We start from the raw sequence: 26,228 nt of genomic DNA on the forward strand, positions 1-26,228 counted from the left end.
GGGGCACGGTCAACGAGATCGCGCGGCAGTGGCCCCGCCAGTCCAACAACCCCCTTCGGTTAGTCCAAGTCGCCCTGGGACCGGGCCGAAGGGGGCACCGCGCGAGTGGCCGCGGGGCGGTCAGCAGCCGCCGCAGTTGTAGTACGTGACGTCCCAGTGGTTGCCCTCGTCGGCGTAGATGTTGCCCGAGCCGGACTTCCACTGCGGGGCGCCGTCACCGCGCAGCCCGATGTAGGTGAACGTGTTCTTGATGTAGTTCCCGACGCAGGTGTACTTGCTGTAGTCGAGCTTGTAGCCGTTCCAGTGCGAGTACGTGCCGCCCGCGTGGCCCGTCTCCGTGCCGCCGGTGATGTTGAGCGCGCAGCCGCTGGCGCTCCTGAGGGTCTGGGCACCCTTCGCGGTGGCGAGGTTGAGCTGCTCGAAGGACGTGCAGCTGGGGTTGTCGCGGTCGGAGCAGCCGCCGGACGAGGACCAGGTGATCCCGGACGAGCGGAACATCGAGGTCGCGGTGGCGTGGCTGATCTTGGTGACGGCATGCGCTTCTGTCGCGCCGCTGATGGCGCCGAATCCGGGGGCGAACAGGGCGCCCAGGACGAGGGCGAGCGCGCTGAGGACGGAGCGGAGCTTCATGGGGATTCCCTCCTGCTGTGAACCGTGGTGGGGCCGTGCAGGTGGAGCAGGGAGATGGTGCCCGAGTTCTACGCGCGTCCGCCAGAGGGCCCCGACGCCTTTCGGGTGAACAGAGACGAGAGAAGTTGAATTTTGAACGGAATGGACTTAGAGTCGATGTCGTTGAAGGTTCAACAAGAACCGATCAGCCGCAGCGACGCCTCCCCGGCGCCCGTCCCCAAGGAGCAGTCATGGGCCTCTTCACCCGCAAGAACGACGCCACCGGCACCACCGCGACCGCCACCGCCACGCTTCCCGCCGTGTCCCCGGACCTGGCCGCCCTGACCGGCGACTACACCATCGACCCGGCACACAGCAGCATCGGATTCACCGTCCGTCACGCCATGGTCACCAATGTGCGTGGCACCTTCGGTGAGCACGAGGGGACGCTGCGGCTCGACGGCGCCGACCCGGCCGCGTCCGCCGCGTCGATCGACGTCAGGATCGCCAGCATCGACACCGGCATCGCGGACCGCGACGGCCACCTGCGCGGCGACGACTTCTTCGACGCCGAGCGGTTCCCGCTGATGACCTTCCGCTCCACCGGCGCCGAGCAGCTGGGCGGGGACGACTACCGCATCACCGGTGACCTCACGATCAAGGACGTCACCCGACCGCTCTCCATCGACCTGGAGTTCAACGGCTCCGCCACCGATGTGTACGGCAACGAGCGCGTGGGCTTCGAGGGCAGTGCCGAGATCCTGCGCTCCGAGTGGGGCCTGACCTGGAACGCCGCGCTGGAGACCGGCGGTGTGATGGTCAGCGACAAGGTGAAGCTGAACTTCGACATCTCCGCCATCAAGTCCGCCGCCTGAGCCGAGAACCGAGCGCGCCCGCCCTCCGTCCCCCCGGACGGAAGAGCGGGCGCTCGGCGTATACGGCCACAGCCCGGCCGCGACCGGTCGCTGGTCTGCCGTCCGCGGCCGGTTGTCAGTGGTGAACCGTACGGTCGGCCCCATGGAATTCCGTATCGACAGCGGCGAGTTCGGCGATGCCGTCGCCTGGGCCGCCCGTGTACTCCCCGCCCGTTCCCCCGTCCCCGTGCTCGGCGGCCTGCTCCTGGAGGCGGGCGACGGCCTGCTGCGGATCTCGGGGCTCGACTACGAGGCCTCCGCGCGGATCGAGGTGGAGGCGGAGACCACGCGGCCCGGCAGGGTGCTGGTCATGGGGAGGCGGCTGCTCGACATCTGCCGGGTGCTGCCGAAGGCACCGGTGGAGTGCGCGGTGGAGGGCTCGCGCTTCTCGGTGGTGGGCGGCGAGGCCCGATTCGGTCTGTCCGTACTGCCGCTGGACGACTACCCGGCCCAGCCTCCGCTGCCCGGCTTCCTGGGAGTGGTGGACGGGACCGCGTTCGCCTCGGCGGTGGCGGCGGTGGCCGTCGCGGCGGGCCGTGACGACGCGCTGCCCGTACTGACCGGGATCCGGCTGGCGCTCGACGGCGACGCGATGACGCTGGCCGCGACCGACCGCTACCGCTACGCGGTCCGCACGCTCGACTGGAAGCCGGAGTCCGCGGACGCCCGCGCCGATGTGGTGGTCCCCGCCCGCCGCCTCACCGAGATCGCCCGCTCCCTGGCCGGGGCCGGGCCGCTGCACGTCGCGCTGGACGGCGGATCGATCGGCTTCGAGAGCGCCGGGATGCGCACCTCGACCCGTCTCCTCGACGGCCGGCTGCCGCGCCACGACAAGCTGTTCGCCCTCGACGGTCCGGCCACCGCCGTGACCGACCGGGCCCCGCTCGTCGAGGCGGTCAAGCGCGTCGCGGTGGTCGCCGAGGGCGACAGCCCGCTCCAACTGGCCTTCTCCGCCGACTCGGTGCGTCTGCGCGCCGGGTACGAGGACGATGTGGCCTCCGAGCGGGTGCCCGGGGCGCTGGAGGACGGCGAGGCTCTGACGGTCGCCTTCAACCCCGTGTATCTGATGGACGCGCTGGGGTCGTTCGAGTCGTCCGCCGTGCGCTTCCATCTGCTGGGGCCCGGGCAGCGCGTACTGATCACCGAGGCGTCGGGCCGGGCGCACGAGCATCTGCTCATGTCGGTGAAGCCCCTGATGTGAGCCGCGGGGGCGGCCTGCGCCGACGGCACCGGCCTCACGGGCCGTACGGCCTAGAAGCCGCCACCGCCGTCGAAGCCGCCGCCACCGCCGAAGTCGCCGCCACCGCCGAACCCGCCGGAGTCGCCGCCACCGAAGTCCCCGGCGTTGAAGTCGGCGCCGGAGTAGTCGCCGCCCTGGAAGTCCTGGTAGTCGGCGCCGCCGTAGTCCGCCGCGTAGGCGGGGGTGGAGAGCATCGAGCCGAGCATCGTGCCCACGAGCAGGCCCGGCAGCATGCCGCCGCCGAAGTAACCGCCGGCCCAGGGGCCGTAGGCGGGACCCGCCTCCCAGTACGGGCGGCGTCCGGTCTCCGTGTCGACGGTGCGGGCCACGGGATCGAGGCCGTCCTGGATCCGGACCGCGTCCGCCGCGCAGACCGGAACCTCGCGGGCCGAGCCGCCGGCCGGGGTCCAGGTGGCGTCGGCGGTGGAGGGGCCGTGGCGCGGGTCGAAGAAGCAGGGAGGACGGCGCTCCGGCAGCGGGCGGCCCTCGCGGCGGGCACCGAGGACGGCGAGGGAGAAGCGGCCGTCCTCGAGTGCCTGGGTCACGGCGCGCACATCACCGGGGTGTTGGGCGGCGCCCATCCTGGACTTGGCGGTGTCGTAGGCGTCGAGGGCGCGTTCGTAGTCGCCGCGCATGGCGTCGTCGGCGCCGGCCTCGGCGGGGTGGAAGTCGAGCCGGTCCAGCTCCTCGCCGAAGGCGGTGATGTCCTCGTCGACGACGACGCGGAGCCTGTCGAGCGCGGCACGCTCCTCGGCCTGCTTGCGGCCGCGGTTGCGGCGGACCACGGCGTAGGCGCCCGCGCCACCGGCGGCCACGACCGCGCCGAGGGTGATCAGGGCGCCGGTGGAGGCGCCGCCCTCGTCCGCGCTGCCGCCGCTCCAGGAGGCGGGGGCGGAGCCGCGGGTCTGCGGCAGGGCCTGGTCGACGAAGTTGTTCAGCTCGGTCGCGGTGTCCACGCCCGGCTGCCGCACCGCGTTCACCAGGTTGCGTACGGCCTGGTTCGACATGACCGCCGCGTCGGCGCCGGCGTTGAACCCGTCTCCGAGGCGGACGGCGTAGAGGCCGGTGATGCCGGTCTCGGTGCGCAGGTTCCGCAGCAGGTCGTTCGGCGGGAAGGCCGCGGTCGCGGGGAGCACCGCGACGAAGACCGGCTTGTCCGCGTCCTTGATCTTCTGAGCGAGGGCGTCCGCCTCGGCCCCGGAGAGCTGGGAGGACGCGCCGGGGTCGACATAGACCGGGCCCTGCTTGAAGGCCTGGGCCACGTCCGGGAGACCCGTGGCCTTGGCGGATACGCCAGGAGCCAGAGCCAGGAGCAGCAGGAGCGCCAGCCCGGCGAGGGCCGACAGAAGGGAAAGCGGCCTGGTCCTCATACTTCGACGCTACCCGAAAGCGGTCAAAGCAGACCATGGGGACGAGAGGGGCCGTGGAGGCCGCGCGCGCGGCGGGGGGCCGGTGCGGCGACGCGGCCGTGAGAGGCCCCGCGCGGCGGGGGGCCGGTGCGGCGACGGCGGTCCGACGGGCCGCGTGGACGCGAGGGGCCGCGGGGGCCGGGCGGCGACGGTGAGGCACCGGTGAGCACGACGGCGGCCGCGCCGGCCGCCGTCGTCCCGCGGTTTCCGGTCAACGCACTACCCATGTCGCCCATGCCGGGCGTACAGGGTGGTACGACGCGCTACTCGGCCGGGTCGACCCCCGCCCGCAGCAGCCCGTAGGTGTACGCGTCCTCCAGCGCCTGCCACGACGCGGCGATGACGTTCTCGCCGACACCGACCGTCGACCACTCGGCGTTGCCGTCGCCGGTGGTGATCAGGACCCGGGTGGTGGACTCGGTGCCATGGCGGCCCTCCAGGATGCGGACCTTGTAGTCGACCAGCTCGAACTTGGCCAGCTGCGGGTAGATCCGCTCCAGGGCCACCCGCATCGCCCGGTCAAGGGCGTTGACGGGGCCGTTGCCCTCGGCGGTGGCGACGATGCGCTCTCCCTTGGCCCAGAGCTTCACGGTCGCCTCGTTGGCGTGGGTGCCGTCCGGGCGGTCCTCGACGATCGCCCGCCAGGACTCCGTCCGGAAGTACCCGCGGGCGCGCCCCTCGGCCTCGGCGCGCAGCAGCAGCTCGAAGGAGGCGTCGGCGGCCTCGTAGGTGTAGCCCCGGAGCTCGCGCTCCTTGACCCGCTCGACGACCCGGCCGACCAGCTCGCGGTCATTGCCCAGGTCGACGCCGAGCTCCTTGCCCTTGAGCTCGATGGAGGCCCGGCCCGCCATGTCGGAGACGAGCATCCGCATGGTGTTGCCGACCCGCTCGGGGTCGATGTGCTGGTACAGGTCCGGGTCGACCTTGATCGCGGAGGCGTGGAGTCCGGCCTTGTGCGCGAACGCGGAGACACCGACATAGGGCTGGTGGGTGGAGGGCGTCAGGTTGACGACCTCGGCGATGGCGTGCGAGATCCGGGTCATCTCGGCCAGCGCACCGTCGGGCAGCACGCGCTTGCCGTACTTGAGCTCCAGCGCGGCGACGACCGGGAAGAGGTTGGCGTTGCCGACCCGCTCGCCGTAGCCGTTGGCGGTGCACTGGACGTGCGTGGCGCCCGCGTCGACGGCGGCGAGGGTGTTGGCGACGGCGCAGCCGGTGTCGTCCTGGGCGTGGATGCCGAGGCGGGCGCCGGTGTCGGCGAGGACGGTGGCGACGACGGCCTGGATCTGGGCGGGGAGCATGCCGCCGTTGGTGTCGCAGAGGATGACGACATCGGCGCCGGCCTCGGAGGCGGCCCGGACGACGGCCTTGGCGTACTCGGGGTTGGCCTTGTAGCCGTCGAAGAAGTGCTCGCAGTCCACGAAGACCCGGCGGCCCTGCTCGCGCAGGAAGGAGACGGTGTCGCGGACCATCTCCACGTTCTCGTCCAGGGTGGTCCGCAGCGCCAGCTCGACATGGCGGTCGTGCGACTTGGCGACCAGGGTGATGACCGGGGCCCCCGACTCCAGGAGCGCCCTGACCTGCGGGTCCTCGGCGGCCTTGCCGCCGGCCCGACGGGTGGAGCCGAACGCGACGAGCTGCGCGTGCTTGAAGTCGATCTCCTGCTGGGCGCGGGCGAAGAACTCCGTGTCACGCGGGTTGGCGCCCGGCCAGCCGCCCTCGATGAAGCCGACGCCGAAGTCGTCCAGGTGGCGGGCGATGGTCAGCTTGTCGGCGACGGTGAGGTTGATGCCCTCGCGCTGGGCTCCGTCGCGGAGCGTGGTGTCGAAGACATGGAAACTGTCGTCGGTCTCCGTGGTCATGGCTGTGTTGGCTCCTGTCGGATGTGGCTCCGGAAGGTCTGGATCCACTTGCCCCCATTTTCGCGCGCGTTCCGTGTCCGGTCTGGGTGGGTCCGGAAAATGAAAAAACCCCTCGCGGGTGCGAGAGGTCTGCGCGCGGGTCTGAGGCACGGTGTCCACTGCCGCGGGGGTCCTGCCGCGGGTCAGTGGTCACTGCGGACCGGCGCGCTACTGCCCATAATCATGGTGGTAGCAAGCACGGCGGCAGTCTGCCACATCTGTACGGGTGACGGGACCGCGGTCTCACGATGCGGGCGGGACCTCCGGTGGTAGGTCACCGGTGTGAGTACCCAGCCGCCCTCAGGGCCACCCACAGGACCACCGCGCGGACCGGTCTCCCATCCACCGGGACCCGGCCCCGAACCGCAGCCCGGAGGGGGCCCGTCGCCGGGCACCCCCGGCAGCCCGTCCGGCGGACGCTCCCCCCGCACGCTCGCCCTCGTCGTCGGCGGCGCGGTGGTGGTGCTGGGCCTGGCCGTCCTCCTGGTCTTCCTGCTCCGTGGCGGCGACGACAAGGGCACCGACCGGGCGACCGGTGACGGCTCGACGTCGGCCCCCGGCGACACCGCCTCGGCGAAGGCGGAGGCCCTGGTCCACGCCAAGCGGGTGGCGCTGACCCCCGCGGACTGGGGGCCCGGCTACGAGAAGGCCACGACGTACGAGACCACGCCCGTCGACGAGTCCGACGTGCTGACCAGCTGCGAGTGGACCAGGAAGGGAAGCCGCACCGGCACGCTGGCCTCCCTCTCCCGCACGGCCGTCCACACGCCGTCCCAGATCACGGGCTACTCCGAGGTCCGGATGTACGCCGACGAGCCCACGGCGCGGACGTACGTCGAGGAGGTCGCGGACGCCATCCACCGCTGTCCCAGCCAGCACAGCGGCAAGAGCCGCTGGACCGGCGTCCGCGAGGCGACCGCGCCCTCGGTGACCGGGTTCGACGCGATCGTGTCCGAGGAAGGACGGCTGGTGGTCGACGAGAACGGGAAGAAGGCGAACTCTCTCTACGTCCTCCTCACGGGCCGGGCCGGCGAGAACGTGCTGAGCGCGAGCACGATCGGGGACCCGAAGAAGGAGACGCAGCTGCGCGAACAGGCGGCCACCGCCCTGCAGAAGCTCCAGCAGCGGATGGCCGCCGAGGGGCAGTGACCGCCCGCGTCGACCCCCGTCACCGCGCCTCGGCGGACTCCCGGATCTCGGCGGCCCGCGCGGATACCGGCGGGGCGCCGACGCGGCCCAGGTCGATGTCCCGGGTCTCGCGCATCGTGAGGTAGACGATCAGGGAGACGGCGGCGCAGCCGGCCACGTACCAGTAGTAGCCGGACTCCAGGCCCGCGTCCTTGAACCACAGGGCGACGTACTCCGCCGTGCCGCCGAACAGCGCGTTGGCGATGGCGTACGGCAGGGCGACGCCCAGCGCGCGGATGCCCGTCGGAAACAGCTCGGCCTTCACGCACGCGTTGATCGAGGTGTAGCCGGTGATCACGACCAGGGCCAGCAGGGACAGACCCAGCGCCGGCCAGAAAGAGCCCGCGTGCCGGAGCAGCGTCATGATCGGGACGGTCAGGAGGGTCGAGCCGACGGCGAAGGTGATCAGCAGCGGGCGGCGGCCGATCCGGTCCGAGAGGCGCCCGGCGAGGGGCTGCAGACAGGCGAAGACGATCAGCGCGCAGAAGGAGACCAGGGTCGCGGTCTGCTTGGAAAGGCCGGCGGAGTTGGAGAGGTACTTCGTCAGATAGGTGGTGTACGTGTAGTAGGCGACGGTGCCGCCCATGGTCAGCGCGATGACCAGGAACGCCTCGCGCTTGTGTGCCCACAGCGCCTTCAGGGTGCCCTTGGCCTCGGCGGGGGTGTCGTCGGCGGTCTGCTCGTACACCTCCGTCTCCAGCATCGTGCGCCGCAGATAGAAGACGACGGCCGCGCCGAGCGCGCCGACGATGAACGGGATGCGCCATCCCCAGCTGTGCAGGGCGTCGGCGGACATGGTGCGCTGGAGGATGATCTGCAGGCCGAGGCCGAGGATCTGACCGGCGGTCATCGAGACGTACTGGAAGCTGGAGGCGAAACCCCGGTGCTCGGGGGCGGACGCCTCGGTGAGGTAGGTGGCGCTGGCGGCGTACTCTCCGCCGACCGACAGGCCCTGGAGCAGCCGGGCGACGAGCAGCACGGCCGCGCCGCCGTATCCCGCGACCGCGTAGGTCGGCGCGACGGCGATGAGGACGGCCGACGCGGACATGAGGGTGACGGTGAGGGTCAGCGCCGCCTTGCGGCCCCTGCGGTCGCCGACGCGTCCGAGGAGCCAGCCGCCGACGGGCCGCATGAAGAAGCCGACGGCGAAGATGCCGGCGGTGTTCATGAGCTTGGCGGTGTCATTGCCCTCGGGGAAGAAGGCTCCCGCGAAGTACGTGGCGAAGCTCGCGTAGACGAACCAGTCGAACCACTCGACCATGTTGCCGGCCGAGCCGACCCAGATCTTTTTCCAGTGCTCTCGTCCCATGGTCCGAACCGTGCCAACAGGCCCGTCGGGCGGACAAGGGTGCACTCGGCAACGATCGGGAGTACTTGCGTGCGTTACGGTCGCGGGATCAGCGTTTGCTGGAGGAACTCCCTTACATGGCCCAGGACTTGTTCGCGTCCGGTGCCCGGTATCCCCACCGCGACATGGACGCTGAAGCCGTCGAGGAGGGCGCGCAGACGGGCGGCGTAGCGGTCCGGGTCGACGTTGAGGAGCTCACCGCGCGAGATGCCCTCGGCCAGCAGGGCGACCAGGTCGCGGTGCCAGGCGCCCTCGATGGCCGCCTGGCGGCCCCGGGCGTCGGCGTCCGCGTTCTGCGAGCGGTTCCAGACCTCAAGCCAGAGCGTCCAGTGCGGGTCGCGGGGGCCGTCGGGGACGTACAGATCGACGTAGGCGGTCAGCCGCTCCCGTACCGGAGCCTGCCGGGAGAGCAGCGCGCTCCGCTCGGCGCCGAGCTGCGCCTCGCTCCACTCCAGGGTCTGCAGCAGCAGTTCGTCCTTGGTGCGGAAGTAGTAGAGCAGGTGCCCGCTGCTCATCCCCACCTCGCGCCCGAGCCCGGCCATGGTCAGCCCGTCGAGTCCGCGCTCGGCGATGGTGGCCATGGCGGCGGCGAGGAGCTCCTCGCGGGGCGGGGCGGTGTTGCGGCGGCGATGATTGCTGGTCACCCGTACGTTTTACCCGATCGTCCAGCCCCACTCGGCCATACGGCCGCGCAGGGCGGTGACCTGCTCCTCGGTGGGTTCGGCGAGTACGCCGAGGTCGGCCCCGAAGGCGCCCTCGGTCACCGCGTCGAGGTCGGCCGGCGGGAGCCGGTCACGCAGCAGCGCGAGGAGCGCCGGGAAACCGTCCTCGATCACGCCGTCCTGGTCCATCTCCCGCAATCGGCGGATCATGTCGACCAGTTCGGGGCGCAGCGCCATCCAGCCGCGGCTCACCCGGTTCTCCCGGTCCATCTCGGCCATGAACCAGCGCATGACGTCGTACGGGACGTGATGGTGGGTCTCGGCCTCGGTCAGGCAGACGGTCGGCTCGCGGTCCGGATCCTCGTCGGGCACGATCCCGATCGCGAGGATCGCGTCCCGGGCGAGGTCCGTCAGCTCCAGGTACCAGGCATCGTCCGGCAGCGCGTACATCAGCCGGATCGCGTAGGAGCCGCCGGGGTGTTCGATCAGGGGCATGGCCGCAGGCTGTCACACCGCCCGCGGCCGCCCCCACCGGATATCCGCCTCGCGGATCAGACCTTCGGCTGCTGCTGGGTGATGCAGTGGATGCCGCCACCGCCCGCGAAGATCGCCCTCGCGTCCACCAGCGTCACCGTGCGGTCCGGGAAGAGCCGGCGGAAGATGCCCGCCGCTATCTCGTCGCGCGGGTCGTCGAAACCGCACAGCACCACTCCGCCGTTGCAGATGTAGTGGTTGATGTAGGAGTAGTCGACCCACTCGCCGTCCTCCTCGAGGACAGTCGGCGCCGGGATCTCCACGACCTCCAGGCGGCGGCCCTTGGCGTCCGTCTGGGCACGCAGGATGGCCGCGTACTCCTTGGAGCGCTCGTAGTCCGGGTGCGCCGGGTCCTGCTGGGCGTGGACGACGACGACACCGGGGCGGGCGAAGGCCGCGACGATGTCGACATGACCCTGCGTGCCGTAGGTGCCGTAGTCGCCGGCCAGTCCGTGCGGCAGCCAGATCGCCTTGGTGGTGCCGAGCTTGGCGTGGATCTCCGCCTCGACCTGCTCCCGGGTCCAGTCGGGGTTGCGGCCGGCGCCGAGCTGGACCGTGTCGGTCAGCAGGACGGTGCCCTCGCCGTCGACGTGGATGGCGCCGCCCTCGTTCACGAGGTCACTGCTCAGGACCGGGACGCCGGCGAGATCGGCGACATGGCGTGCGATCTTGGAATCGTGCTCCCAGCGTGCCCAGTCCTGGCCTCCCCAGCCGTTGAACACCCAGTCCACCGCGGCGAGCCGCGTGCCGTCGGTGACGAAGGTCGGGCCGATGTCCCGCATCCAGGCGTCGTCCAGGTCCCGCTCGACCAGGTCGATGTCGTCGCCGAGGAGCGCGCGCGCGGAGTCGCCCTGACCGGGTCCGTGGACCACGGTCACCGGCTCGAAGCGGCGTACGGCGCGGGCCACGGACGCCCACGCGGCACGGGCCTCGGCCAGCTCCTCGTCGTTGGTGAAGGTGGGGTTCGGGCCGGGCCAGGCCATCCACGTGCGCTCGTGCGGCGCCCACTCGGGCGGCATACGGAAGGTCATGAAGGTTCCTCAGAGGAAGTAGAGGCGGTTGAGGGAGATGGAGTCGGCGGGCTCGGAGCGGATCGGCTCGCCGTCGAGGCTGACCAGTCCGGTCCTGCCGTCCACGGACACGTCGCCGATGCGGGAATTGAGCAGCAGGTTCCCCGGGCCGATGCCGCGGGTGCCTCGGACGGCGACCCGGCGGCGGCGCGTCGGCATGTGGTCGGAGCCCAGGTCGACGGCCGCCTGGGCCACGAAGGCGACGGAGATGTCGGCCGGGGTGGCGCCGTACGCACCGAACTGCGGGCCGAGGACGAGAGGCTCGCAGGTGTCGGTGGCCGCGTTGGGGTCGCCGACGACTCCGTACGCGGGGAAACCCGACTTGAGCACGAGCTGCGGCTTGGCGCCGAAGTACTGCGGCTGCCACAGCACGATGTCGGCCATCTTGCCGACCTCGATCGATCCGATCTCGTGCGCCAGGCCGTGGGCGATCGCGGGGTTGATCGTCAGCTTGGCCATGTAGCGCAGCACGCGGGCGTTGTCGTCGTGCGCGCCGTCGCCGTCCATCGGGCCCAGCTCGGCCTTCATCTTGCCGGCCATGGCGAAGGTCCGGCGTACGGTCTCGCCGGCCCTTCCCATGCCCTGCGCGTCCGACGACGTGATGCCGATCGCACCGAGGTCGTGCAGGACGTCCTCGGCTCCCATCGTTCCGGAGCGGATCCGGTCGCGGGCCATGGCGGCGTCGCCGGGCAGGTCCGTCTTCAGGTCGTGGACGGAGACGATCATGCCGTAGTGCTCGGCGACCGCGTCCCGGCCGAAGGGGAGGGTGGGGTTGGTGGAGGAGCCGATGACGTTCGGCACGCCCGCCATCTTCAGGACGTTCGGTACGTGACCGCCGCCGCAGCCCTCGATGTGGAAGGCGTGGATGGTCCGGCCGTCGAGGACGCGCAGGGTGTCCTCGACGGAGAGGCATTCGTTGAGGCCGTCGCTGTGCAGCGCGACCTGGACGTCGTGCTCCTCGGCGACCCGCAGGGCGGTGTCCAGGGCCCGGGTGTGGGCGCCCATGTCCTCGTGCACCTTGAAGCCGGACGCGCCGCCCTCGGCGAGCGCCTCGACCAGCGGCGCGGCGTCGGAGGACGAGCCGCGGGCGAGGAAGCCGATGTTGACGGGCCAGGCGTCGAAGGCGTTGAAGGCGTGCTTGAGCGCCCACGGAGAGTTGACGCCGACACCCCAGACCGGACCGAACTCCTGGCCGATGACCGTGGTCACACCGGAGGCGAGCGAGGCCTCCATGATCCGCGGCGAGAGCAGGTGGACATGGGTGTCGACGGCTCCGGCGGTGGCGATCAGGCCCTCGCCGGACACGATGGACGTGCCCGTGCCGACGACGACGTCCACTCCGTCGAGGGTGTCGGGGTTGCCGGCCCGGCCGATCGCGTGGATCCGGCCCTCGCGGATGCCGACGGACACCTTCCGGATGCCCTGGACGGCGTCGATGACCAGCACGTTGCTGATGACGACGTCACAGGTCTCGCGGACGGCGGCGGCCTTCAGGTGCAGGCCGTCGCGGGCGGTCTTGCCGAAGCCGGCGAGGAATTCGTCGCCGTGCTTCTGGGCGTCGGACTCGACGCGGACGACGAGTCCGGAGTCGCCGAGGACGACCCGGTCGCCCGCGCGCGGGCCGTGCACCGACGCGTACTCGTACGGGTCCATCAGTTGCCCTCCTTCTCGGGTCCCGCTCCGAGGTAGCCACAGGCCGCCGCACGCCGCAGGGCCTCCTCCTTCGCGCCCGGCGCGTCCAGCGGGCCGTCGACCAGACCGGCGAAGCCGATCGCGATCCGCTCGCCGCCGATGGGGACGAGCCCGACCTCGGACGAGCCGCCCGGGTCGAAGCGGACCGAGGAACCGGCCGGGACGCACAGCCGCATGCCGTAGGCGGCGGCGCGGTCGAAGTCGAGGCGCGGGTTGGCCTCGAAGAAATGGAAGTGGGAGGTGACGCTGACCGGCACCGTCGCCGTGTTGTGCACACGGAGGGTGACGATCGGCCGCGGTTCCTCGTGCGCGGGCGCGGGCAGCAGCGCTCCCGGCGCCTGCGCGCCGGAGCCCTCGCCGATCGGCTGCGAGACCACGGCGAGCCGCGATCCGTCGTCGAACACGGCTTCCACATGGACCTCGGTGACCACGTCGGCCACGCCGGGAAGGACGTCATCGGGGCCGAGGACGGACCGTGCCGCCTCGATCGCCTCGGCGAGCCGTCGGCCGTCACGGGCCGCCTCGCAGACCGTGTCCGCGATCAGCGCGGTCGCCTCGGGGACATTGAGCCGCAGGCCCCTGGCCCGGCGGGCCCTGGCCAGTTCGGCGGCGCCGAACAGCAGCAGCCGGTCCCGCTCCGTGGGAGTCAGTCGCACGTCACCACACCTCCTGTTTGAACACCACTCTAACCGCGAGTTTCCCGCACTCAAAGCATTGACGGACGAGGGGGGCATGGGTCACATTGAGCGTCACTCTAAATGTCGTCCGAAGAGCAGGGAGAGCGCTTATGCCGATTGAACAGCGCGGAGTCGACACGATCCCGGAGGCTGAACGCACCAGCGGGCCGCGGGACCTCATGGCGATCCTGCTGGGGTCGAACCTCTGCCTCGGCGTGATCATCTTCGGCTGGCTACCGGTCTCCTTCGGCCTCGGCCTGTGGCCCGCGGTCACCTCGGTGGTCGCCGGTACGGTCGTCGGCGTCGTCGTGACCGCACCGCTCGCCCTGGTCTCACTCCGCACCGCGACCAACCTCTCCACGTCCAGCGGCGCCTTCTTCGGCGTACGCGGCCGGCTCGTCGGCTCGATCGTCGGCCTGCTGCTCGCGCTCGGTTACACCGCGTTGACGCTGTGGATCGGCGGCGACGTCATGCTCGGCACCCTCGACAGGCTGATCGGCCTGCCCACCGGCGGGCTGCCCCATGCCCTCGTCTACACCGTGCTCGCGGCCTGCACCGTCGTCGGCGCCGTCTACGGCTACAAGCTGCTGCTGAAGCTGAGCAAGGCACTCGCCGTCGGCATGACCGTGCTGCTCGCTCTCGGCATCTTCGCCTACGCGGGCGACTTCACCACCGCGGCCCCGCCCGACGCCCCGTATCTGCTGGGCTCGTTCTGGCCCACCTGGGTGCTCTCCGCGGTGGCTGCCGGGCTCAGCGGTCCGATCGCGTTCATCACGCTGCTCGGTGACTACACCCGCTACATCTCCCCCGAGCGGTACAGCTCCCGGACCGTCTGGCGGGCCACCTGTCTGGGCCTCGTCGCGGGTCTGCTGGTCCCTCAGCTCTTCGGCACGTACACGGCACTGGCCGCGCGCGGCTCCCTCGACTACGCGGGCCCGCTGGTCGACGCCTCCCCCGTCTGGTACCTGGTGCCGCTGCTGATCGCCGCGACCGCCGGCTCGGTCGGCAACGCCGGACTGATGCTCTACTCGATGGGCCTGGACCTCGACGCGATCCTGCCGCGCGCCACCCGCGCGCGGGCCACCCTGGTCGTCGCCGTGGTCGCCACGGGGTTCGTCTTCCTGGGCCACTTCGTCTGGGACGCGCAGTCGGTGATGACGTCGTTCGTCCTGCTGCTCACCGCGATCGGCACCCCCTGGGCCGTCATCACCCTGATCGGCCACTTCCGCTGCGGCGGCGTGTACGAACCGGACGCCCTCCAGGTCTACAACCGCCGCGCGCAGGGCGGGATCTACTGGTTCCGTGCCGGCTGGCACCCGCGCGCCGTGGTCGCCTGGGCGCTCGGCGCGGTAGTGGGCCTCGCCGGCGTCTCCACCCCGATCTACGAGGGCCCGCTGCTCTCCCTGACCGGCGGGATCGACTGCAGCTTCGTCCTGTCGGGCCTCGTCGGCGGCGCCCTGTACCTGGTGCTCACGCCCGGGCGGGCCGCGACCACGGGCGACGTCACGGGCGCCGGCCCGGAGGCGGACGACTACTCGGTCGCCGAGAGGTCCTTGGCGTAGTACTCGATCGCCTTGCGGTAGCGCGCGACCTCCGTCATGGCGTGATCCTCGCACGGGGCAGGACGCCGATGGCCCCGGTCCGACGTACGGACCGGGGCCATCGGCGTGCCTCAGGGAGCTAGTGCGCCAGCGCGTGCGTCCAGCCGTGGACGTCCTCCGCCTTGCCCGTCTGGATGTCCAGGAGCGCCTTGCGGAGCTTCATCGTGACCTCGCCCGGCCGGCCGCCGGACTGCTGCCACTCGCCGCCGGCCGACTTGACCGTGCCGATCGGGGTGATCACCGCGGCCGTGCCGCAGGCGAAGACCTCCTTGAGCGTGCCGTTGGCGGCGTCGGCCTTCCACTGGTCGATGGAGACGCGGCCCTCCTCGGCGGCGTAGCCGAGGTCCTTGGCGAGGGTGAGGAGCGAGTCACGGGTGATACCGGCGAGCAGCGAACCCGTGAGCTCGGGCGTGACGATCTTGAGCGGCTCGTCGGGCCCGGTCTCGTACACGAAGTAGAGGTTCATGCCGCCCAGCTCCTCGACCCACTTGTGCTCGACGGCGTCGAGGTAGGCGACCTGGTCGCAGCCCTTGGACGCGGCCTCGGCCTGGGCGAGCAGGGACGCGGCGTAGTTGCCGCCGGTCTTGGCGTCGCCCATGCCGCCCGGGACGGCGCGGACGCGGTCCTCGGAGAGCCAGATGGAGACCGGCTTGACGCCCCCGGGGAAGTAGGCGCCGGCGGGCGAGGCGATGACCAGGAAGAGGTACTCGTTGGCGGGCCGGACGCCCAGGCCCACCTCGGTCGCGATCATGAACGGGCGCAGGTAGAGCGACTCCTCGCCGCCGTGCGCCGGGACCCATGCCCTGTCCTGCTGGACCAGGGCGTCACAGGCCGCGATGAACGTCTCGACCGGCAGCTCCGGCATGGCCAGGCGGCGGGCGGAGGCCTGGAAGCGGAGCGCGTTGGCCTCGGGGCGGAAGGTGGCGACGGAGCCGTCGGGGCGCCGGTAGGCCTTGAGCCCCTCGAAGATCTCCTGGGCGTAGTGCAGGGTCATGTTGGCCGGGTCGATCGACAGCGGCGCGTAGGGGGTGAGCTGCGCGTCGTGCCACCCGCGCCCATCGGTCCACTTGATCGTCACCATGTGGTCCGTGAAGTGGCGGCCGAATCCGGGGCTGACCAGGATCGCCTCCCGCTCCGCGTCGGACAGCGGGCTGGAGGAGGGCTTGAGCTCGATCGTGGGCGTCGTCATGAGTGCGTGTCCTTCACCGGTTGTTTGTGACGGACCGCGCTCACGCCGCTGCTGCTAGGACGTCCGAGCTTTCCCGCATGCCGCGGCCCCACGTTCGATTATCGCTCGCGTGGGCCCGTGGGTGAAACGGTGTGATTGCGGTCCAGGGTCTGATGGTGGCACCCCGCGACCGCATAGGAGAAGCCGCCGGGTGCGGATGCGACCCGGCGGCTGTGCCTCTTGGAGGTGTTCAGTCGGCGGGCTAGCTCGCTACTCGTACCGCGAGCGCGTCGCCGATTTCGCCGGTCGTCCGGGCGGAGCCGTCCCTGGCCGCGAGGTCGGCGGCGACGGCCTCCTCGATGCGGGCGGCCTCGGCGTCGAAGCCGAGGTGACGCAGGAGCAGCGCGACGGAGAGGATCGTCGCGGTGGGGTCCGCCTTGCCCTGGCCCGCGATGTCGGGCGCGGAGCCGTGGACGGGCTCGAACATGGACGGGAAGATCCGGTCCGGGTTGATGTTCGCCGACGCGGCCAGGCCGATGCCGCCGGTCACGGCGGCGGCGAGGTCGGTGAGGATGTCACCGAAGAGGTTGTCGGTGACGATGACGTCGAAGCGCTCGGGCTGGGTGACGAAGAAGATCGTCGCGGCGTCGACGTGCAGATAGTCGGTGGTGACCTCGGGGTATTCCTGGCCGACCTTGTCGAAGATGTTCTTCCACATGTGGCCGGCGTAGACGAGGACGTTGTTCTTGTGGACCAGCGTCAGCTTCTTGCGGGGGCGCGCGTTGGCCCGCTCGTACGCGTCGCGGACGACGCGCTCGACGCCGTACGCCGTGTTGAGGCTGACCTCGGTGGCGACCTCGGCGGGCGTGCCGGTGCGCAGCGAACCGCCGTTGCCGGTGTACGGACCCTCGGTGCCCTCACGGACGACGACGAAGTCGATCTCCGGGCGGCCGGCCAGCGGGGTCGCGGTGTTCGGGAAGAGCTTCGACGGACGCAGGTTGACGTAGTGGTCGAAGGCGAAGCGGAGCTTGAGGAGCAGGCCCCGCTCCAGGACGCCGGACGGCACGGACGGGTCACCGATCGCGCCGAGCAGGATGGCGTCGTGGGTCTTGAGGGAGTCGAGCTCCGCGTCGGGGAGGGTCTCTCCGGTGCGGTGCCAGCGCTGGGCGCCGAGGTCGTACTCCTTGGTCTCCAGCTTCACATCCTGCGGAAGGACAGCCGAGAGGACCTTCAGGCCCTGGGCCACGACCTCCTGGCCGATGCCGTCACCGGGGATCACTGCGAGATTGATGCTGCGAGACATGTCGGCACCCTACTCCCCGTCCCATCCGCTGACACCCGTCGTCCACCATTCGGACGCGCTACGGATTTCGCGGTCTCGTCTTTTTGAATTTCGTTCATCCCGCGTCTGGCGAACCGCCAGAAGTTACTGGCAAGTTGCCCGCCATGACTGAGGACACCCCACGCTTCGGTATACCCGAGCTCCTCGCCCGGCGCATGTCCATGCCCGAGCAGCACGAGTACCTGCGCACCAAGCTGTCCCGCCGCCGGGTGCTCGCCGGTACGGGCGCGGCCGGAGCGGGCCTCGCGCTCGGCGCCGGCCGGGCCTCCGCGGCCGCCTCCCCCACCCTGGTGGCCGCGCCCCTGTCCGCCCGGGTGGACGGCTCGCTCGTGGCGCCCTTCGGGCGTCATCTCGCCTTCGGCGCCGATCCGAAGACCCAGATGCGGATCTCCTGGCAGGTTCCGTTCGCCGTCCGGCGGCCGTACGTGCGGGTGGGGCTGCGGCCCTGGGACCTGGGCCCTCGCGTCGAGGCCGAGGTGCGGGCGCTGCACACCCCCGCGCTGTCCCGCACATCGCCCGCCGTCGACCAGTACTACCTGCACGCGGGGCTGGACGGGCTGCGGCCGGGGACGACGTACTACTACGGGGTCGGGCACGACGGGTTCGACCCGGCGGACGCCTCCCGGCTGGGCACGGTCGGCTCGTTCCGCACGGCTCCCGCGGCGCCCGAGACCTTCGTCTTCACGGCCTTCGGCGACCAGGGCGTGAGCTATCACGCCCTCGCCAACGACCAGCTGATCCTCGGCCAGAACCCGTCCTTCCATCTGCACGCCGGCGACATCTGCTACGCGGACGGCAGCGGGCAGGGCAAGGAGTCCGACACCTACGACGCGCGGGTGTGGGACCAGTTCCTGGCGCAGACCGAGAGCGTGGCGTCCCGGGTGCCGTGGATGGTGACCACCGGCAACCACGACATGGAGGCCTGGTACTCCCCCGACGGCTACGGCGGGCAGTCGGCGCGCTGGTCGCTGCCCGGGAACGGCCCGGACCCGGCCGGTGCCCCGGGGGTGTACTCGTTCGTCTACGGCAATGTCGGCGTGGTCGCGCTGGACGCCAATGACGTGTCGTACGAGATCCCCGCCAACCGGGGGTACACCGACGGGAAGCAGACCGCCTGGCTCGACCGGCGGCTCGGCGAGCTGCGCGCCCGGGCCGGGGTGGACTTCGTGGTGGTCTTCTTCCACCACTGCGCCTACTCCACGTCCACGCACGCCTCGGACGGCGGGGTGCGCGACGCCTGGGTGCCGCTGTTCGCCAAGCACCAGGTGGATCTCGTGATCAACGGGCACAACCACGTCTACGAGCGCACCGACGCCATCAAGGGCGGCGAGGTGGGAAGGCCGGTGCCCATCGGGGCGACGACCGACCCGACGCGCGACGGCATCGTCTACGTCACGGCCGGCGGCGCGGGCAAGGAGCTGTACGGCTTCGGCCTCGGCGTGAAGGACAGTTACGAGGGGCATGTGCACGACCACGAGCACATCGTGACGTTCCACTGGACGAAGCTGCGGCTGCCCGACCCGGACGCCGTGGAGTGGTCGCGGGTGCGGTACACCGGCTTCTCGTTCCTCGCGGTGGAGGCCGAGGCCGGCGCGTCGCCGGTACTGAAGGTCTCCGCGCTCGCCGAGAGCGGCGAGCGCATCGACCATTTCGAGGTCAGGCGCTCTTCCTAGCGGCCCGGGCAAGCCGGCTCGATGGCCGGCTCAGTGGCCGGTCGCGCCGCCGTTGTCCCTGCGGTCGAGAGCTCGCTGCAGGGCGGCGGCGGCATTCTTGCGGTCGGCCTCGCTCGTACGGGCGGAGTGGCGGACGCGGCGGACGGTTCCAGCGGCCATGATGATCGACTCCTTGGATCACAACCACGCGGCGGAGCCGCGTGATGTCTCGGAAGGCGCCGGAAGGGGCGGGGAGCGGTGCCGCAGGGGTTGCCTGCCTGGGGGCACTGCGCTCGCGACCGCCATTCGCTGATGGAGCGAGACGTTCGGCTTCTACCAAGCTAAGGGAGCCCGGGCTGTCTGTCTGCACAGTTACTCGGACTTCCTAGTATCTGAGACGGTCGGCGCCGCCAGCCAGATGGCACTCCGACCCAGATTGGTTCACTAGATAGGTTGCAATCCTATCTAGGTGGTGCTGGAATACAGCCATGGCCGCAGACCGCAGATCCAGTTGGCTCAAGGGAGTTCTCGATCTCCTGGTGCTCTCCTCCCTGACCGAGGGCGAGAGCTACGGGTACGAGATCTCCAAGTCGCTCGCCGAGGCGGGCCTCGGGGAGATCAAGGGGGGCACGCTCTACCCCGTACTCAACCGACTCGAGGAAGCCGGTCTCGCCGAGGGCGAGTTCCGGGCCGCCGAGCGCGGGCCAGGGCGCCGCTACTACCACCTCACCGACGAGGGGCGGCGCCATCTCGCCGCCGAGACCGACGCCTGGCTGGACTTCCACACCGCCGTCAAGACCGCACTGCACGCAGGGGGACCCCGATGAAGACGCCGCACACGCCGCACTCCGAGCAGACGACCTACTTCGAGACGCTCTCCACGGCACTCCGCACCGCCGGGGTCCCGCGGGAGCAGATCACCTCGACCGTCGCCGAGCTCACCGGCCACCTCGCCGAGACGGGCACGGACCCGGAGGACGAGTTCGGTCCGGCCGAGGCGTTCGCCGCGCAGTTGGGCGGCTCGGCAACCCCGACCGTGAAGCCGACCCAAGAGGCGCAGATCTGGACCTGGACGGCGGACATCTACAACGACCGCAAGCAGCTCGCCCACTTCGGCGACCAGGGCTGGGAGGTCGAACGGCTCGACGGTCTCGGCCGCTTCGTCTGCCGCCGGGTGCCGGGCGCGGCCCTGCGCTGGGAGTACCGCCGTGAGGTGATATCCGGCAGGCGTCGCGCCGAGGTGCTGGAGCGACTGACGCCCGAGGGCTGGGAGATCTGCGGGGAGTGGATGGTCTACGCCTACTTCAAGCGGACCAAGGCGGCCAGCGAGGGGCCGGCGGCGGCGCTCGACACCCTGCCCGAGAGGCCGAAGGGCCGGCTTTTCCTGAGCGACAAGGGACGGTGGATGCTGGCCGTCTGGGCGATCCTCACGCTGGCGCTGGTCGCGCTGTCCCTGACGGGGGCGGTCGACCTTCCCGGGTACGTCGTCGCGTGCGCGATGGCGGGCGGCATCGCCGGCGGGGTGTACGGCGTCAAGCGGGACATCGACAAGGGCTGCGAGGGCTGAGGAGCGCGGCGGGCCGGCCACCGGCCGACGTCACGCGAGGGGTCACAGCACGTCGCCGTCGCGCCAGTCGAAGAGCAGGGCTCCGGCAGCCGGCTCCGGGAGGGGGTGGCCGGCCGCCGGCCACAGGAAGGTGGAGCCCTCCTCGTCGGGGAGGCGGGTGACTCCGCCGGGCGCGAGCGTGTCGATCCGGCCGCGCCACAGGCTCCACCCCCGGGAGGCGTACATCGCGGCGCCCTGGTCCGACGCGGAAAGCGCGCCCAGGTCGTACGCCCGGTCGATGACCTTCTCCAGCTCCGCCATCACGCGACCACCCAGGCCCTGTCCGCGGCGGTCCGCACGCACCGCGACCGCCTCGACGTATCCGACGCGGTGGGAACGGCCCGCGTGCACGACCCGCCGCATGATGACGCTGCCGTGCGCGGCGAGACCGCGGTCGTCCCCGAGGTACGCATGGACGCCGCCGAGGCCGTGGTCCCAGTCCTCGTCACTGAAGTCCCCGCCGAAGGCGTCGTCGAGGAAGGCGCGGATCCCGGCGAGACGGGCGGCCGTCAGCTCGTAGGTGTGGGCGAGACGCGGGAGATCGCTCATGCGCCCATGATGCACCGGCGCTTTTCTAACCTCTCAAAATGAATTGACAGGTTAAGCGAGGCGTGGTTACCTCACCCTAACCAGTGAAGGCAATATGAGGGGTTAGCCATGACGGAACCGCAGGTCCATCACCGCACGGCCACCGTCCGCGGACACGAGATCTTCTACCGGGAGGCCGGACCGGCGGACGCTCCGGTGCTGCTCCTGCTGCACGGTTTCCCGACGAGCTCGTACATGTTCCGCGACCTGATCCCGCGGCTCGCCCGGCGGTACCGCGTCATCGCCCCCGACCACCTCGGCTTCGGCCACTCGGCGGCGCCCTCCGCACAGGACTTCCCGTACACCTTCGCCGAACTGGCCGCCCTGACAGCCGAGTTCACCGAACAGCTCGGCCTCGACCGGTTCGCGCTCTACATCCAGGACTACGGCGCCCCGATCGGCCTGCGTCTCGCCCTTGCCCACCCCGAGCGGATCACCGCGATCATCAGCCAGAACGGAAACGCCTACGAGGAGGGGCTCGGCGCCGACGCCTGGGCGCCGGTGCTCGCGCTGATCGCCGAACGGACACCCGAGACCGAGGAGCCCGTGCGGGCGATCCGCTCGCTCGACGGCATCAGATGGCAGTACGAAACGGGCGTTCCGCAGGCGTACCGCTCGCTGCTGAATCCCGACGCCTGGCACCACGACGCGGCCCTGATGGCCCGCGAGGGGCAGGACGACATCCAGCTCGGCCTGATCGCCGACTACGGCTCCAACTTCGCGCTGTACCCGGCCTTCCAGGAGTACTTCCGCGCCGGCCGGGTCCCGCTGCTCGCGGTCTGGGGAGAGGGCGATCAGGTCTTCGTCCCGGCGGGCGCCGAGGCCTTCCGCCGCGACCTGCCGGACGCGGAGATCCACCTCCTGCCGACGGGCCACTTCGCCCTGGAGACCCACGCGCCCCGGATCGCGTCACTGATCGACGACTTCCTCGGCCGGGTCGTTCCGGGCGTCTCCTGAGCCGTCTCCCGGCGGCCCTGCCGTTTCCTCCCGGAGGCCGGGGGAAACCGGGGAGGGGGAGGTACGCCGATGAACACGCACAGGATGACGCTTCGTGGACACGCCAGTGCCCGCAGGGCGGCTCACAGTTCGGCCACCCACGCGGCGGCGCGGTGCGGGTTCGCGGCGCGGGGGGTGATCTACGTACTCGTCGGGCTGCTGGCCCTGCAGATCGCCTTCGGCGACACCGGGCAACAGGCGGACCGCGGCGGGGCGCTCGCCGAGCTGGCCGAGAAGCCCATGGGCTCCGTCCTGCTGTGGGCCCTCGGGGCCGGCCTGGTCGGCATGGCCCTGTGGAGGCTCACCGAAGCCCTCTTCGGGGCCGCCGGCCCCGACGGTCACAAGACGACCAAACGGCTGGCGTCCGCGGCCCGCTGCGTCTTCTACGCCTTCGTCGCCTACTCCGTCCTGGCCTTCGCCGCCGGTGACCGCGGCAGCGGAAGCGGGTCCAGCGACCAGCAGTCGCAGGATGTGACGACGAAGGTGCTGGAGCTGCCCGCCGGACAGTGGCTCGTCGGCGCCGCGGGCGTCGGCATCGCGATCGCGGGCATCGTGATCGGCGCCCGCGCCGTGGCCCGGTCGTTCCACAAGCAACTGCGGCTGGGAGAGATGACCCGCAGGACCCGGCAGGTCGTGGACGTCACCGGCGTCGCGGGCGGCGCGGCGCGCGGCGTCGTGTTCACGGCCGTCGGGGTGTTCATCGTGCGGGCCGCCGTCACCTACCGGCCGGACGAGGCCAAGGGCGTGGACGACACCCTGCGCACCTTCGCCGACACGCCCGCCGGCCCGTGGCTGCTCGTCGCGGTCGCCGTGGGCCTCGCGCTGTTCGGCGTCTTCTCCTTCGCGATGGCGCGCTGGCGCCGGCTCTGACCGGCGGATCCGCTACGCCGACACCTTCGCGGTCAGATCCTTCGCGAGCCCGGCGACCCACTCCGTGAACTCCTGCCGTTCCCGTGGGTGCTCCGCGCACAGCGCGCCGGCCTGTGCGTCGGTGAGCCGGTCGGGGCCGTCGACCGCCAGCAGCCCGCCCAGCTGGCGAAGCACGGAAGCGAGCCGTACGGCGTCGGTGTGCTCGATCCAGTCGATGGGGTGCCCGTGGCCCAGCGTGGTGGAACCAGGCATCGCTCTCTCCTTCCCACGCCCCCTTCTCGCAGCGTAGACCCGCCGGACGTGGACCGCCCCCGTCCAGGCGTGGGGGCCGGGGCGGGGGCGGGTCTGGGGAGGGCGGAGATCAGCCCATGTGGGGGTAGCCGTAGTCGGTCGGCGGGACCAGCGTCTCCTTGATCGCGCGGGTCAGCGTCCAGCGCATCAGGTTCTGCGGGGCGCCGGCCTTGTCGTTCGTGCCGGACGCGCGGCCGCCACCGAAGGGCTGCTGGCCGACGACGGCGCCGGTCGACTTGTCGTTGATGTAGAAGTTGCCCGCCGCGTAGCGGAGCTTCTCCATCGTGTGCGCGGCCGCGGCGCGGTCGTTCGCGATGACGGCGCCGGTCAGCGCGTAGTCGGAGACCGACTCCATCTGCTCCAGCATCTCGTCGTACTTGGCGTCCTCGTAGACGTGCACCGCGAGGAACGGGCCGAAGTACTCGGTCGTGAAGACCTCGTTGGCCGGGTCGGAGCACTCGACGACCGTCGGGCGGACGAAGTAGCCCACCGAGTCGTCGTAGGTGCCGCCCGCGACGATCGTGCAGGTCGGATCCTGCTTCGCCCGGTCGATAGCGGCCTTGTTCTTGGCAAAGGCCCGCTCGTCGATGACGGCGCCGATGAAGTTCGACAGGTCGGTGACGTCACCCATCCGGATGCCGTCGACCTCGGCCGCGAACTCCTCCTTGAAGCCCGAGTTCCAGAGGGAGGCCGGGATGTACGCACGCGAGGACGCGGAGCACTTCTGGCCCTGGAACTCGAAGGAGCCGCGGGTCAGCGCGGTCTTCAGCACCGCGCGGTCGGCGCTCGGGTGCGCGACGACGAAGTCCTTGCCGCCCGTCTCGCCGACGATGCGCGGGTAGGAGCGGTACTTCTCGATGTTGTTGCCGACCGTCTTCCACAGGTGCTGGAAGGTCTTGGTCGAACCGGTGAAGTGGATACCGGCCAGGGACGGGTGGTTCAGCGCCACCTCCGAGACGGCGATGCCGTCACCCGTCACCAGGTTGATGACGCCCTTCGGCAGGCCGGCCTCCTCCAGCAGCTCCATCAGGAGCACGGCGGCGTGTGTCTGCGTCGGGGACGGCTTCCAGACCACCACGTTGCCCATGAGGGCGGGGGCGGTGGGCAGGTTGCCGGCGATGGCCGTGAAGTTGAACGGCGTGATCGCGTAGACGAAGCCCTCGAGCGGGCGGTGGTCGAGCCGGTTCCAGACGCCCGGGGAGTTCGCCGGCGGCTGCTCGGCGAGCAGGTCGCGGGCGTACTTCACGTTGAAGCGCCAGAAGTCGACGAGCTCGCACGGGGTGTCGATCTCGGCCTGCTGGGCGGTCTTCGACTGGCCCAGCATGGTGGAGGCGGCGAGCGTCTCGCGCCAGGGGCCCGCCAGCAGCTCGGCGGCGCGCAGGATGATCGCGGCGCGGTCGTCGAAGGACATCGCGCGCCACGCCGGGGCGGCGGCGAGTGCGGCGTCGATCGCGTCCTGGGCGTCCGCCTGCGTGGCGGCCGCGAAGGTACCGATGACGGCCTGGTGGTTGTGCGGCTGGACGACGTCGAAACGCTCGCCGCCACCCATGCGCTTCTCACCGTTGATGGTCATCGGGAGGTCGATGGGGTTCTCGGCCAGCTCCTTGAGCTTGGCCTCCAGACGGGCGCGCTCGGGCGAACCGGGGGCGTAACCGTGCACCGGCTCGTTGACCGGGGCGGGGACCTGGGTCACAGCGTCCATGAGTTCCGTAACTCCTTAGGGGTGTCGGGTGGGAGCTCAGCCCTTGGTGAGAATGGAGCGGGCGAAGAAGAGGAGGTTCGCGGGCTTCTCCGCGAGGCGCCGCATGAAGTAGCCGTACCAGTCGGTGCCGTACGCCGTGTAGACGCGCATCCGGTGGCCCTCGGCCGCGAGCCGGACGTGCTCCTCGCTGCGGATGCCGTACAGCATCTGGAATTCGTACTCATCCAGTTTGCGCCCGGCGCGGCGGGCGAGCTCCTGCGTGATGGAGATCAGGCGCGGGTCGTGGGACCCGATCATCGGGTAGCCCTTGCCCTCCATCAGGATCTTCAGGATGCGGACGTACGCCTTGTCGATCTCGGACTTGTCCTGGATGGCGACGGAGGCGGGCTCCTTGTAGGCGCCCTTGACGATACGGACGCGGCTGCCGGCGGCGGCGAGGCGGCGGGCGTCGTCCTCGGTGCGGAAGAGGTACGCCTGGATCACACAGCCGGTCTGCGGGAAGTCCTTCCGCAGTTCCTCGTGGATGGCGAACATCGAGTCGAGGGTGGTGTGGTCCTCGGCGTCGAGGGTGACCGTGGTGCCGATCGCGGCGGCGGCCTCGACGACCGGGCGGACGTTGGCGAGGGCGAGCTCGTGGCCGCCCGGGAATGTGGCCGCGGGCCCGGAGGGTCCTCCGTTGAGGGTGGTGGTGGGCGACGGGAGGGACTGGCCGAACATCGACAGCTTGATGGACATCTCGGCCTTGGTGCCGAGCCCGAGGTCCTTGAGGTGCTCGATGAGTTCCAGGTAGGCGTCGCGCGCGGCGAAGGCCTGCTCGCGGGTGGTGATGTCCTCGCCCACGACGTCCAGGGTGACCTCGAGGCCCTTGGCGACGGTGTCCTTCACGATCGGGATCACCTGTTCGACCGTCTCACCGGCGATGAACCGGGCGACGACCTGCTTGGTCCCCGGGGCGGCCGACACGAAACGGCGCATCTTGTCGCTGCGTGACGCGGCGAGGATCACGGGACCCAGCACGGGGCACCTCCACGGAACAGGGGTTGAAGGAGGCCGTACCCGAACAATCCGGGAACAGCACGGAGAACCACCGTGAAACCTAAGGATCGCTCCGATCCTCGGCCATCGACAGCTGTCACGCATCCGTGGACGGCATCTCAGACATCTGTCT

Annotated in this window: 25 protein-coding genes; 9 read left to right on the forward strand and 16 right to left on the reverse strand. The window is 70.9% G+C overall.

Annotation, left to right across the window (positions count from 1 at the left end):
• Positions 1-120 precede the first annotated feature (120 nt).
• On the reverse strand, positions 121-630 hold the full coding sequence (locus tag ACZ7J0_RS17035) for a hypothetical protein (RefSeq protein WP_470888079.1): 510 nt from the start codon (positions 628-630) through the stop codon (positions 121-123).
• Between the two features lie 230 nt (positions 631-860).
• Here ACZ7J0_RS17035 and ACZ7J0_RS17040 point away from each other — a divergent pair, with 230 nt between their 5' ends.
• On the forward strand, positions 861-1,484 hold the full coding sequence (locus ACZ7J0_RS17040; RefSeq protein WP_470888080.1) for a YceI family protein: 624 nt from the start codon (positions 861-863) through the stop codon (positions 1,482-1,484).
• A 142-nt stretch (positions 1,485-1,626) separates the two neighbouring features.
• Entirely contained in the window at positions 1,627-2,724 is a 1,098-nt protein-coding gene (dnaN, locus tag ACZ7J0_RS17045) for a DNA polymerase III subunit beta (protein ID WP_470888082.1), read from the forward strand.
• A gap of 50 nt (positions 2,725-2,774) precedes the next feature.
• On the opposite strand, the gene ACZ7J0_RS17050 is transcribed toward dnaN, so the two are convergent.
• Together ACZ7J0_RS17050 and cimA are read right to left on the reverse strand one after the other, a co-directional pair.
• Complete coding sequence (locus ACZ7J0_RS17050) at positions 2,775-4,133, reverse strand: hypothetical protein (RefSeq protein ID WP_470888083.1); 1,359 nt, start codon at positions 4,131-4,133, stop codon at positions 2,775-2,777.
• A 302-nt stretch (positions 4,134-4,435) separates the two neighbouring features.
• Complete coding sequence (gene cimA / locus ACZ7J0_RS17055; protein WP_470888085.1) at positions 4,436-6,034, reverse strand: citramalate synthase; 1,599 nt, start codon at positions 6,032-6,034, stop codon at positions 4,436-4,438.
• A 321-nt stretch (positions 6,035-6,355) separates the two neighbouring features.
• On the opposite strand from cimA, the gene ACZ7J0_RS17060 reads away from it, so the two are divergent.
• Entirely contained in the window at positions 6,356-7,222 is an 867-nt protein-coding gene (locus ACZ7J0_RS17060) for a hypothetical protein (RefSeq protein ID WP_470888087.1), read from the forward strand.
• Positions 7,223-7,241: 19 nt separating this feature from the next.
• Here ACZ7J0_RS17060 and ACZ7J0_RS17065 read toward each other — a convergent pair whose 3' ends face one another.
• From ACZ7J0_RS17065 to ureA, 6 genes are all read right to left on the reverse strand, one after another.
• On the reverse strand, positions 7,242-8,570 hold the full coding sequence (locus ACZ7J0_RS17065; RefSeq protein WP_470888089.1) for an MFS transporter: 1,329 nt from the start codon (positions 8,568-8,570) through the stop codon (positions 7,242-7,244).
• Between the two features lie 74 nt (positions 8,571-8,644).
• Positions 8,645-9,253 (reverse strand): TetR/AcrR family transcriptional regulator, encoded by a 609-nt coding sequence (locus ACZ7J0_RS17070; RefSeq protein WP_468706683.1) that lies wholly within the window; start codon positions 9,251-9,253, stop codon positions 8,645-8,647.
• Between the two features lie 9 nt (positions 9,254-9,262).
• Positions 9,263-9,766, reverse strand: coding sequence for a hypothetical protein (locus ACZ7J0_RS17075; RefSeq protein WP_470888091.1), 504 nt, complete (start codon positions 9,764-9,766; stop codon positions 9,263-9,265).
• A 56-nt stretch (positions 9,767-9,822) separates the two neighbouring features.
• Complete coding sequence (locus tag ACZ7J0_RS17080; RefSeq protein WP_470888093.1) at positions 9,823-10,836, reverse strand: agmatine deiminase family protein; 1,014 nt, start codon at positions 10,834-10,836, stop codon at positions 9,823-9,825.
• A gap of 9 nt (positions 10,837-10,845) precedes the next feature.
• Complete coding sequence (locus ACZ7J0_RS17085) at positions 10,846-12,528, reverse strand: urease subunit alpha (RefSeq protein ID WP_470888095.1); 1,683 nt, start codon at positions 12,526-12,528, stop codon at positions 10,846-10,848.
• Entirely contained in the window at positions 12,528-13,223 is a 696-nt protein-coding gene (gene ureA, locus ACZ7J0_RS17090; protein WP_470888097.1) for an urease subunit gamma, read from the reverse strand. Before ureA ends, ACZ7J0_RS17085 begins: the two co-directional genes overlap by 1 nt.
• A gap of 131 nt (positions 13,224-13,354) precedes the next feature.
• Between ureA and ACZ7J0_RS17095 the strand changes: the two genes are divergently transcribed.
• Complete coding sequence (locus tag ACZ7J0_RS17095; protein WP_470888099.1) at positions 13,355-14,806, forward strand: cytosine permease; 1,452 nt, start codon at positions 13,355-13,357, stop codon at positions 14,804-14,806.
• A gap of 118 nt (positions 14,807-14,924) precedes the next feature.
• Here ACZ7J0_RS17095 and ACZ7J0_RS17100 read toward each other — a convergent pair whose 3' ends face one another.
• Positions 14,925-16,034 carry a branched-chain amino acid aminotransferase gene (locus ACZ7J0_RS17100; protein ID WP_470888101.1) on the reverse strand — a complete coding sequence of 370 codons (1,110 nt, stop codon included), beginning with the start codon at positions 16,032-16,034 and terminating at the stop codon, positions 14,925-14,927.
• 241 nt (positions 16,035-16,275) lie between these two features.
• On the reverse strand, positions 16,276-17,316 hold the full coding sequence (locus ACZ7J0_RS17105; RefSeq protein WP_470888103.1) for a 3-isopropylmalate dehydrogenase: 1,041 nt from the start codon (positions 17,314-17,316) through the stop codon (positions 16,276-16,278).
• 143 nt (positions 17,317-17,459) lie between these two features.
• Between ACZ7J0_RS17105 and ACZ7J0_RS17110 the strand changes: the two genes are divergently transcribed.
• Complete coding sequence (locus tag ACZ7J0_RS17110; RefSeq protein WP_470888105.1) at positions 17,460-19,028, forward strand: purple acid phosphatase family protein; 1,569 nt, start codon at positions 17,460-17,462, stop codon at positions 19,026-19,028.
• A gap of 30 nt (positions 19,029-19,058) precedes the next feature.
• Here the strand turns inward: ACZ7J0_RS17110 and ACZ7J0_RS17115 are convergent, their stop codons facing one another.
• A complete protein-coding gene (locus ACZ7J0_RS17115) occupies positions 19,059-19,187 on the reverse strand; it encodes a hypothetical protein (RefSeq protein ID WP_468706700.1) in 129 nt (42 codons plus the stop codon).
• Positions 19,188-19,495: 308 nt separating this feature from the next.
• Here ACZ7J0_RS17115 and ACZ7J0_RS17120 point away from each other — a divergent pair, with 308 nt between their 5' ends.
• Positions 19,496-19,834 carry a PadR family transcriptional regulator gene (locus ACZ7J0_RS17120; RefSeq protein WP_470888107.1) on the forward strand — a complete coding sequence of 113 codons (339 nt, stop codon included), beginning with the start codon at positions 19,496-19,498 and terminating at the stop codon, positions 19,832-19,834.
• A complete protein-coding gene (locus tag ACZ7J0_RS17125; protein WP_470888109.1) occupies positions 19,831-20,574 on the forward strand; it encodes a hypothetical protein in 744 nt (247 codons plus the stop codon). Before ACZ7J0_RS17120 ends, ACZ7J0_RS17125 begins: the two co-directional genes overlap by 4 nt.
• A gap of 42 nt (positions 20,575-20,616) precedes the next feature.
• Here the strand turns inward: ACZ7J0_RS17125 and ACZ7J0_RS17130 are convergent, their stop codons facing one another.
• Positions 20,617-21,162, reverse strand: coding sequence for a GNAT family N-acetyltransferase (locus tag ACZ7J0_RS17130; protein WP_470888111.1), 546 nt, complete (start codon positions 21,160-21,162; stop codon positions 20,617-20,619).
• Between the two features lie 108 nt (positions 21,163-21,270).
• Between ACZ7J0_RS17130 and ACZ7J0_RS17135 the strand changes: the two genes are divergently transcribed.
• Both ACZ7J0_RS17135 and ACZ7J0_RS17140 read left to right on the forward strand, forming a co-directional pair.
• Positions 21,271-22,158, forward strand: coding sequence for an alpha/beta fold hydrolase (locus ACZ7J0_RS17135; protein WP_470888113.1), 888 nt, complete (start codon positions 21,271-21,273; stop codon positions 22,156-22,158).
• Positions 22,159-22,227: 69 nt separating this feature from the next.
• Positions 22,228-23,067 (forward strand): DUF1206 domain-containing protein, encoded by an 840-nt coding sequence (locus tag ACZ7J0_RS17140; protein WP_470888114.1) that lies wholly within the window; start codon positions 22,228-22,230, stop codon positions 23,065-23,067.
• Between the two features lie 12 nt (positions 23,068-23,079).
• Here the strand turns inward: ACZ7J0_RS17140 and ACZ7J0_RS17145 are convergent, their stop codons facing one another.
• The 3 genes from ACZ7J0_RS17145 to ACZ7J0_RS17155 all read right to left on the reverse strand — a co-directional run bounded on the left by ACZ7J0_RS17145 (position 23,080) and on the right by ACZ7J0_RS17155 (position 26,077).
• Positions 23,080-23,319 carry a hypothetical protein gene (locus ACZ7J0_RS17145; RefSeq protein ID WP_470888116.1) on the reverse strand — a complete coding sequence of 80 codons (240 nt, stop codon included), beginning with the start codon at positions 23,317-23,319 and terminating at the stop codon, positions 23,080-23,082.
• 109 nt (positions 23,320-23,428) lie between these two features.
• A complete protein-coding gene (gene pruA, locus ACZ7J0_RS17150) occupies positions 23,429-25,060 on the reverse strand; it encodes an L-glutamate gamma-semialdehyde dehydrogenase (RefSeq protein WP_470888118.1) in 1,632 nt (543 codons plus the stop codon).
• 36 nt (positions 25,061-25,096) lie between these two features.
• Positions 25,097-26,077: a proline dehydrogenase family protein gene (locus ACZ7J0_RS17155; protein ID WP_470888120.1), complete on the reverse strand. Its 981-nt coding sequence runs from the start codon at positions 26,075-26,077 to the stop codon at positions 25,097-25,099.
• Positions 26,078-26,228: the final 151 nt, after the last annotated feature.

The sequence above is a fragment of the Streptomyces sp. NPDC038280 genome (genome assembly GCF_055600045.1).

Excerpts from the sequence above, each read along its gene's own strand:
- ACZ7J0_RS17035 (WP_470888079.1), bottom strand. The coding sequence starts at position 630 with ATGAAGCTCCGCTCCGTCCTCAGCGCGCTCGCCCTCGTCCTGGGCGCC.
- ACZ7J0_RS17040 (WP_470888080.1), top strand. The coding sequence starts at position 861 with ATGGGCCTCTTCACCCGCAAGAACGACGCCACCGGCACCACCGCGACC.
- dnaN (WP_470888082.1), top strand. The coding sequence starts at position 1,627 with ATGGAATTCCGTATCGACAGCGGCGAGTTCGGCGATGCCGTCGCCTGG.
- ACZ7J0_RS17050 (WP_470888083.1), bottom strand. The coding sequence starts at position 4,133 with ATGAGGACCAGGCCGCTTTCCCTTCTGTCGGCCCTCGCCGGGCTGGCG.
- cimA (WP_470888085.1), bottom strand. The coding sequence starts at position 6,034 with ATGACCACGGAGACCGACGACAGTTTCCATGTCTTCGACACCACGCTC.
- ACZ7J0_RS17065 (WP_470888089.1), bottom strand. The coding sequence starts at position 8,570 with ATGGGACGAGAGCACTGGAAAAAGATCTGGGTCGGCTCGGCCGGCAAC.
- ACZ7J0_RS17075 (WP_470888091.1), bottom strand. The coding sequence starts at position 9,766 with ATGCCCCTGATCGAACACCCCGGCGGCTCCTACGCGATCCGGCTGATG.
- ACZ7J0_RS17080 (WP_470888093.1), bottom strand. The coding sequence starts at position 10,836 with ATGACCTTCCGTATGCCGCCCGAGTGGGCGCCGCACGAGCGCACGTGG.
- ACZ7J0_RS17085 (WP_470888095.1), bottom strand. The coding sequence starts at position 12,528 with ATGGACCCGTACGAGTACGCGTCGGTGCACGGCCCGCGCGCGGGCGAC.
- ACZ7J0_RS17095 (WP_470888099.1), top strand. The coding sequence starts at position 13,355 with ATGCCGATTGAACAGCGCGGAGTCGACACGATCCCGGAGGCTGAACGC.
- ACZ7J0_RS17100 (WP_470888101.1), bottom strand. The coding sequence starts at position 16,034 with ATGACGACGCCCACGATCGAGCTCAAGCCCTCCTCCAGCCCGCTGTCC.
- ACZ7J0_RS17105 (WP_470888103.1), bottom strand. The coding sequence starts at position 17,316 with ATGTCTCGCAGCATCAATCTCGCAGTGATCCCCGGTGACGGCATCGGC.
- ACZ7J0_RS17110 (WP_470888105.1), top strand. The coding sequence starts at position 17,460 with ATGACTGAGGACACCCCACGCTTCGGTATACCCGAGCTCCTCGCCCGG.
- ACZ7J0_RS17115 (WP_468706700.1), bottom strand. The coding sequence starts at position 19,187 with ATGGCCGCTGGAACCGTCCGCCGCGTCCGCCACTCCGCCCGTACGAGC.
- ACZ7J0_RS17120 (WP_470888107.1), top strand. The coding sequence starts at position 19,496 with ATGGCCGCAGACCGCAGATCCAGTTGGCTCAAGGGAGTTCTCGATCTC.
- ACZ7J0_RS17125 (WP_470888109.1), top strand. The coding sequence starts at position 19,831 with ATGAAGACGCCGCACACGCCGCACTCCGAGCAGACGACCTACTTCGAG.
- ACZ7J0_RS17130 (WP_470888111.1), bottom strand. The coding sequence starts at position 21,162 with ATGAGCGATCTCCCGCGTCTCGCCCACACCTACGAGCTGACGGCCGCC.
- ACZ7J0_RS17135 (WP_470888113.1), top strand. The coding sequence starts at position 21,271 with ATGACGGAACCGCAGGTCCATCACCGCACGGCCACCGTCCGCGGACAC.
- ACZ7J0_RS17140 (WP_470888114.1), top strand. The coding sequence starts at position 22,228 with ATGAACACGCACAGGATGACGCTTCGTGGACACGCCAGTGCCCGCAGG.
- ACZ7J0_RS17145 (WP_470888116.1), bottom strand. The coding sequence starts at position 23,319 with ATGCCTGGTTCCACCACGCTGGGCCACGGGCACCCCATCGACTGGATC.
- pruA (WP_470888118.1), bottom strand. The coding sequence starts at position 25,060 with ATGGACGCTGTGACCCAGGTCCCCGCCCCGGTCAACGAGCCGGTGCAC.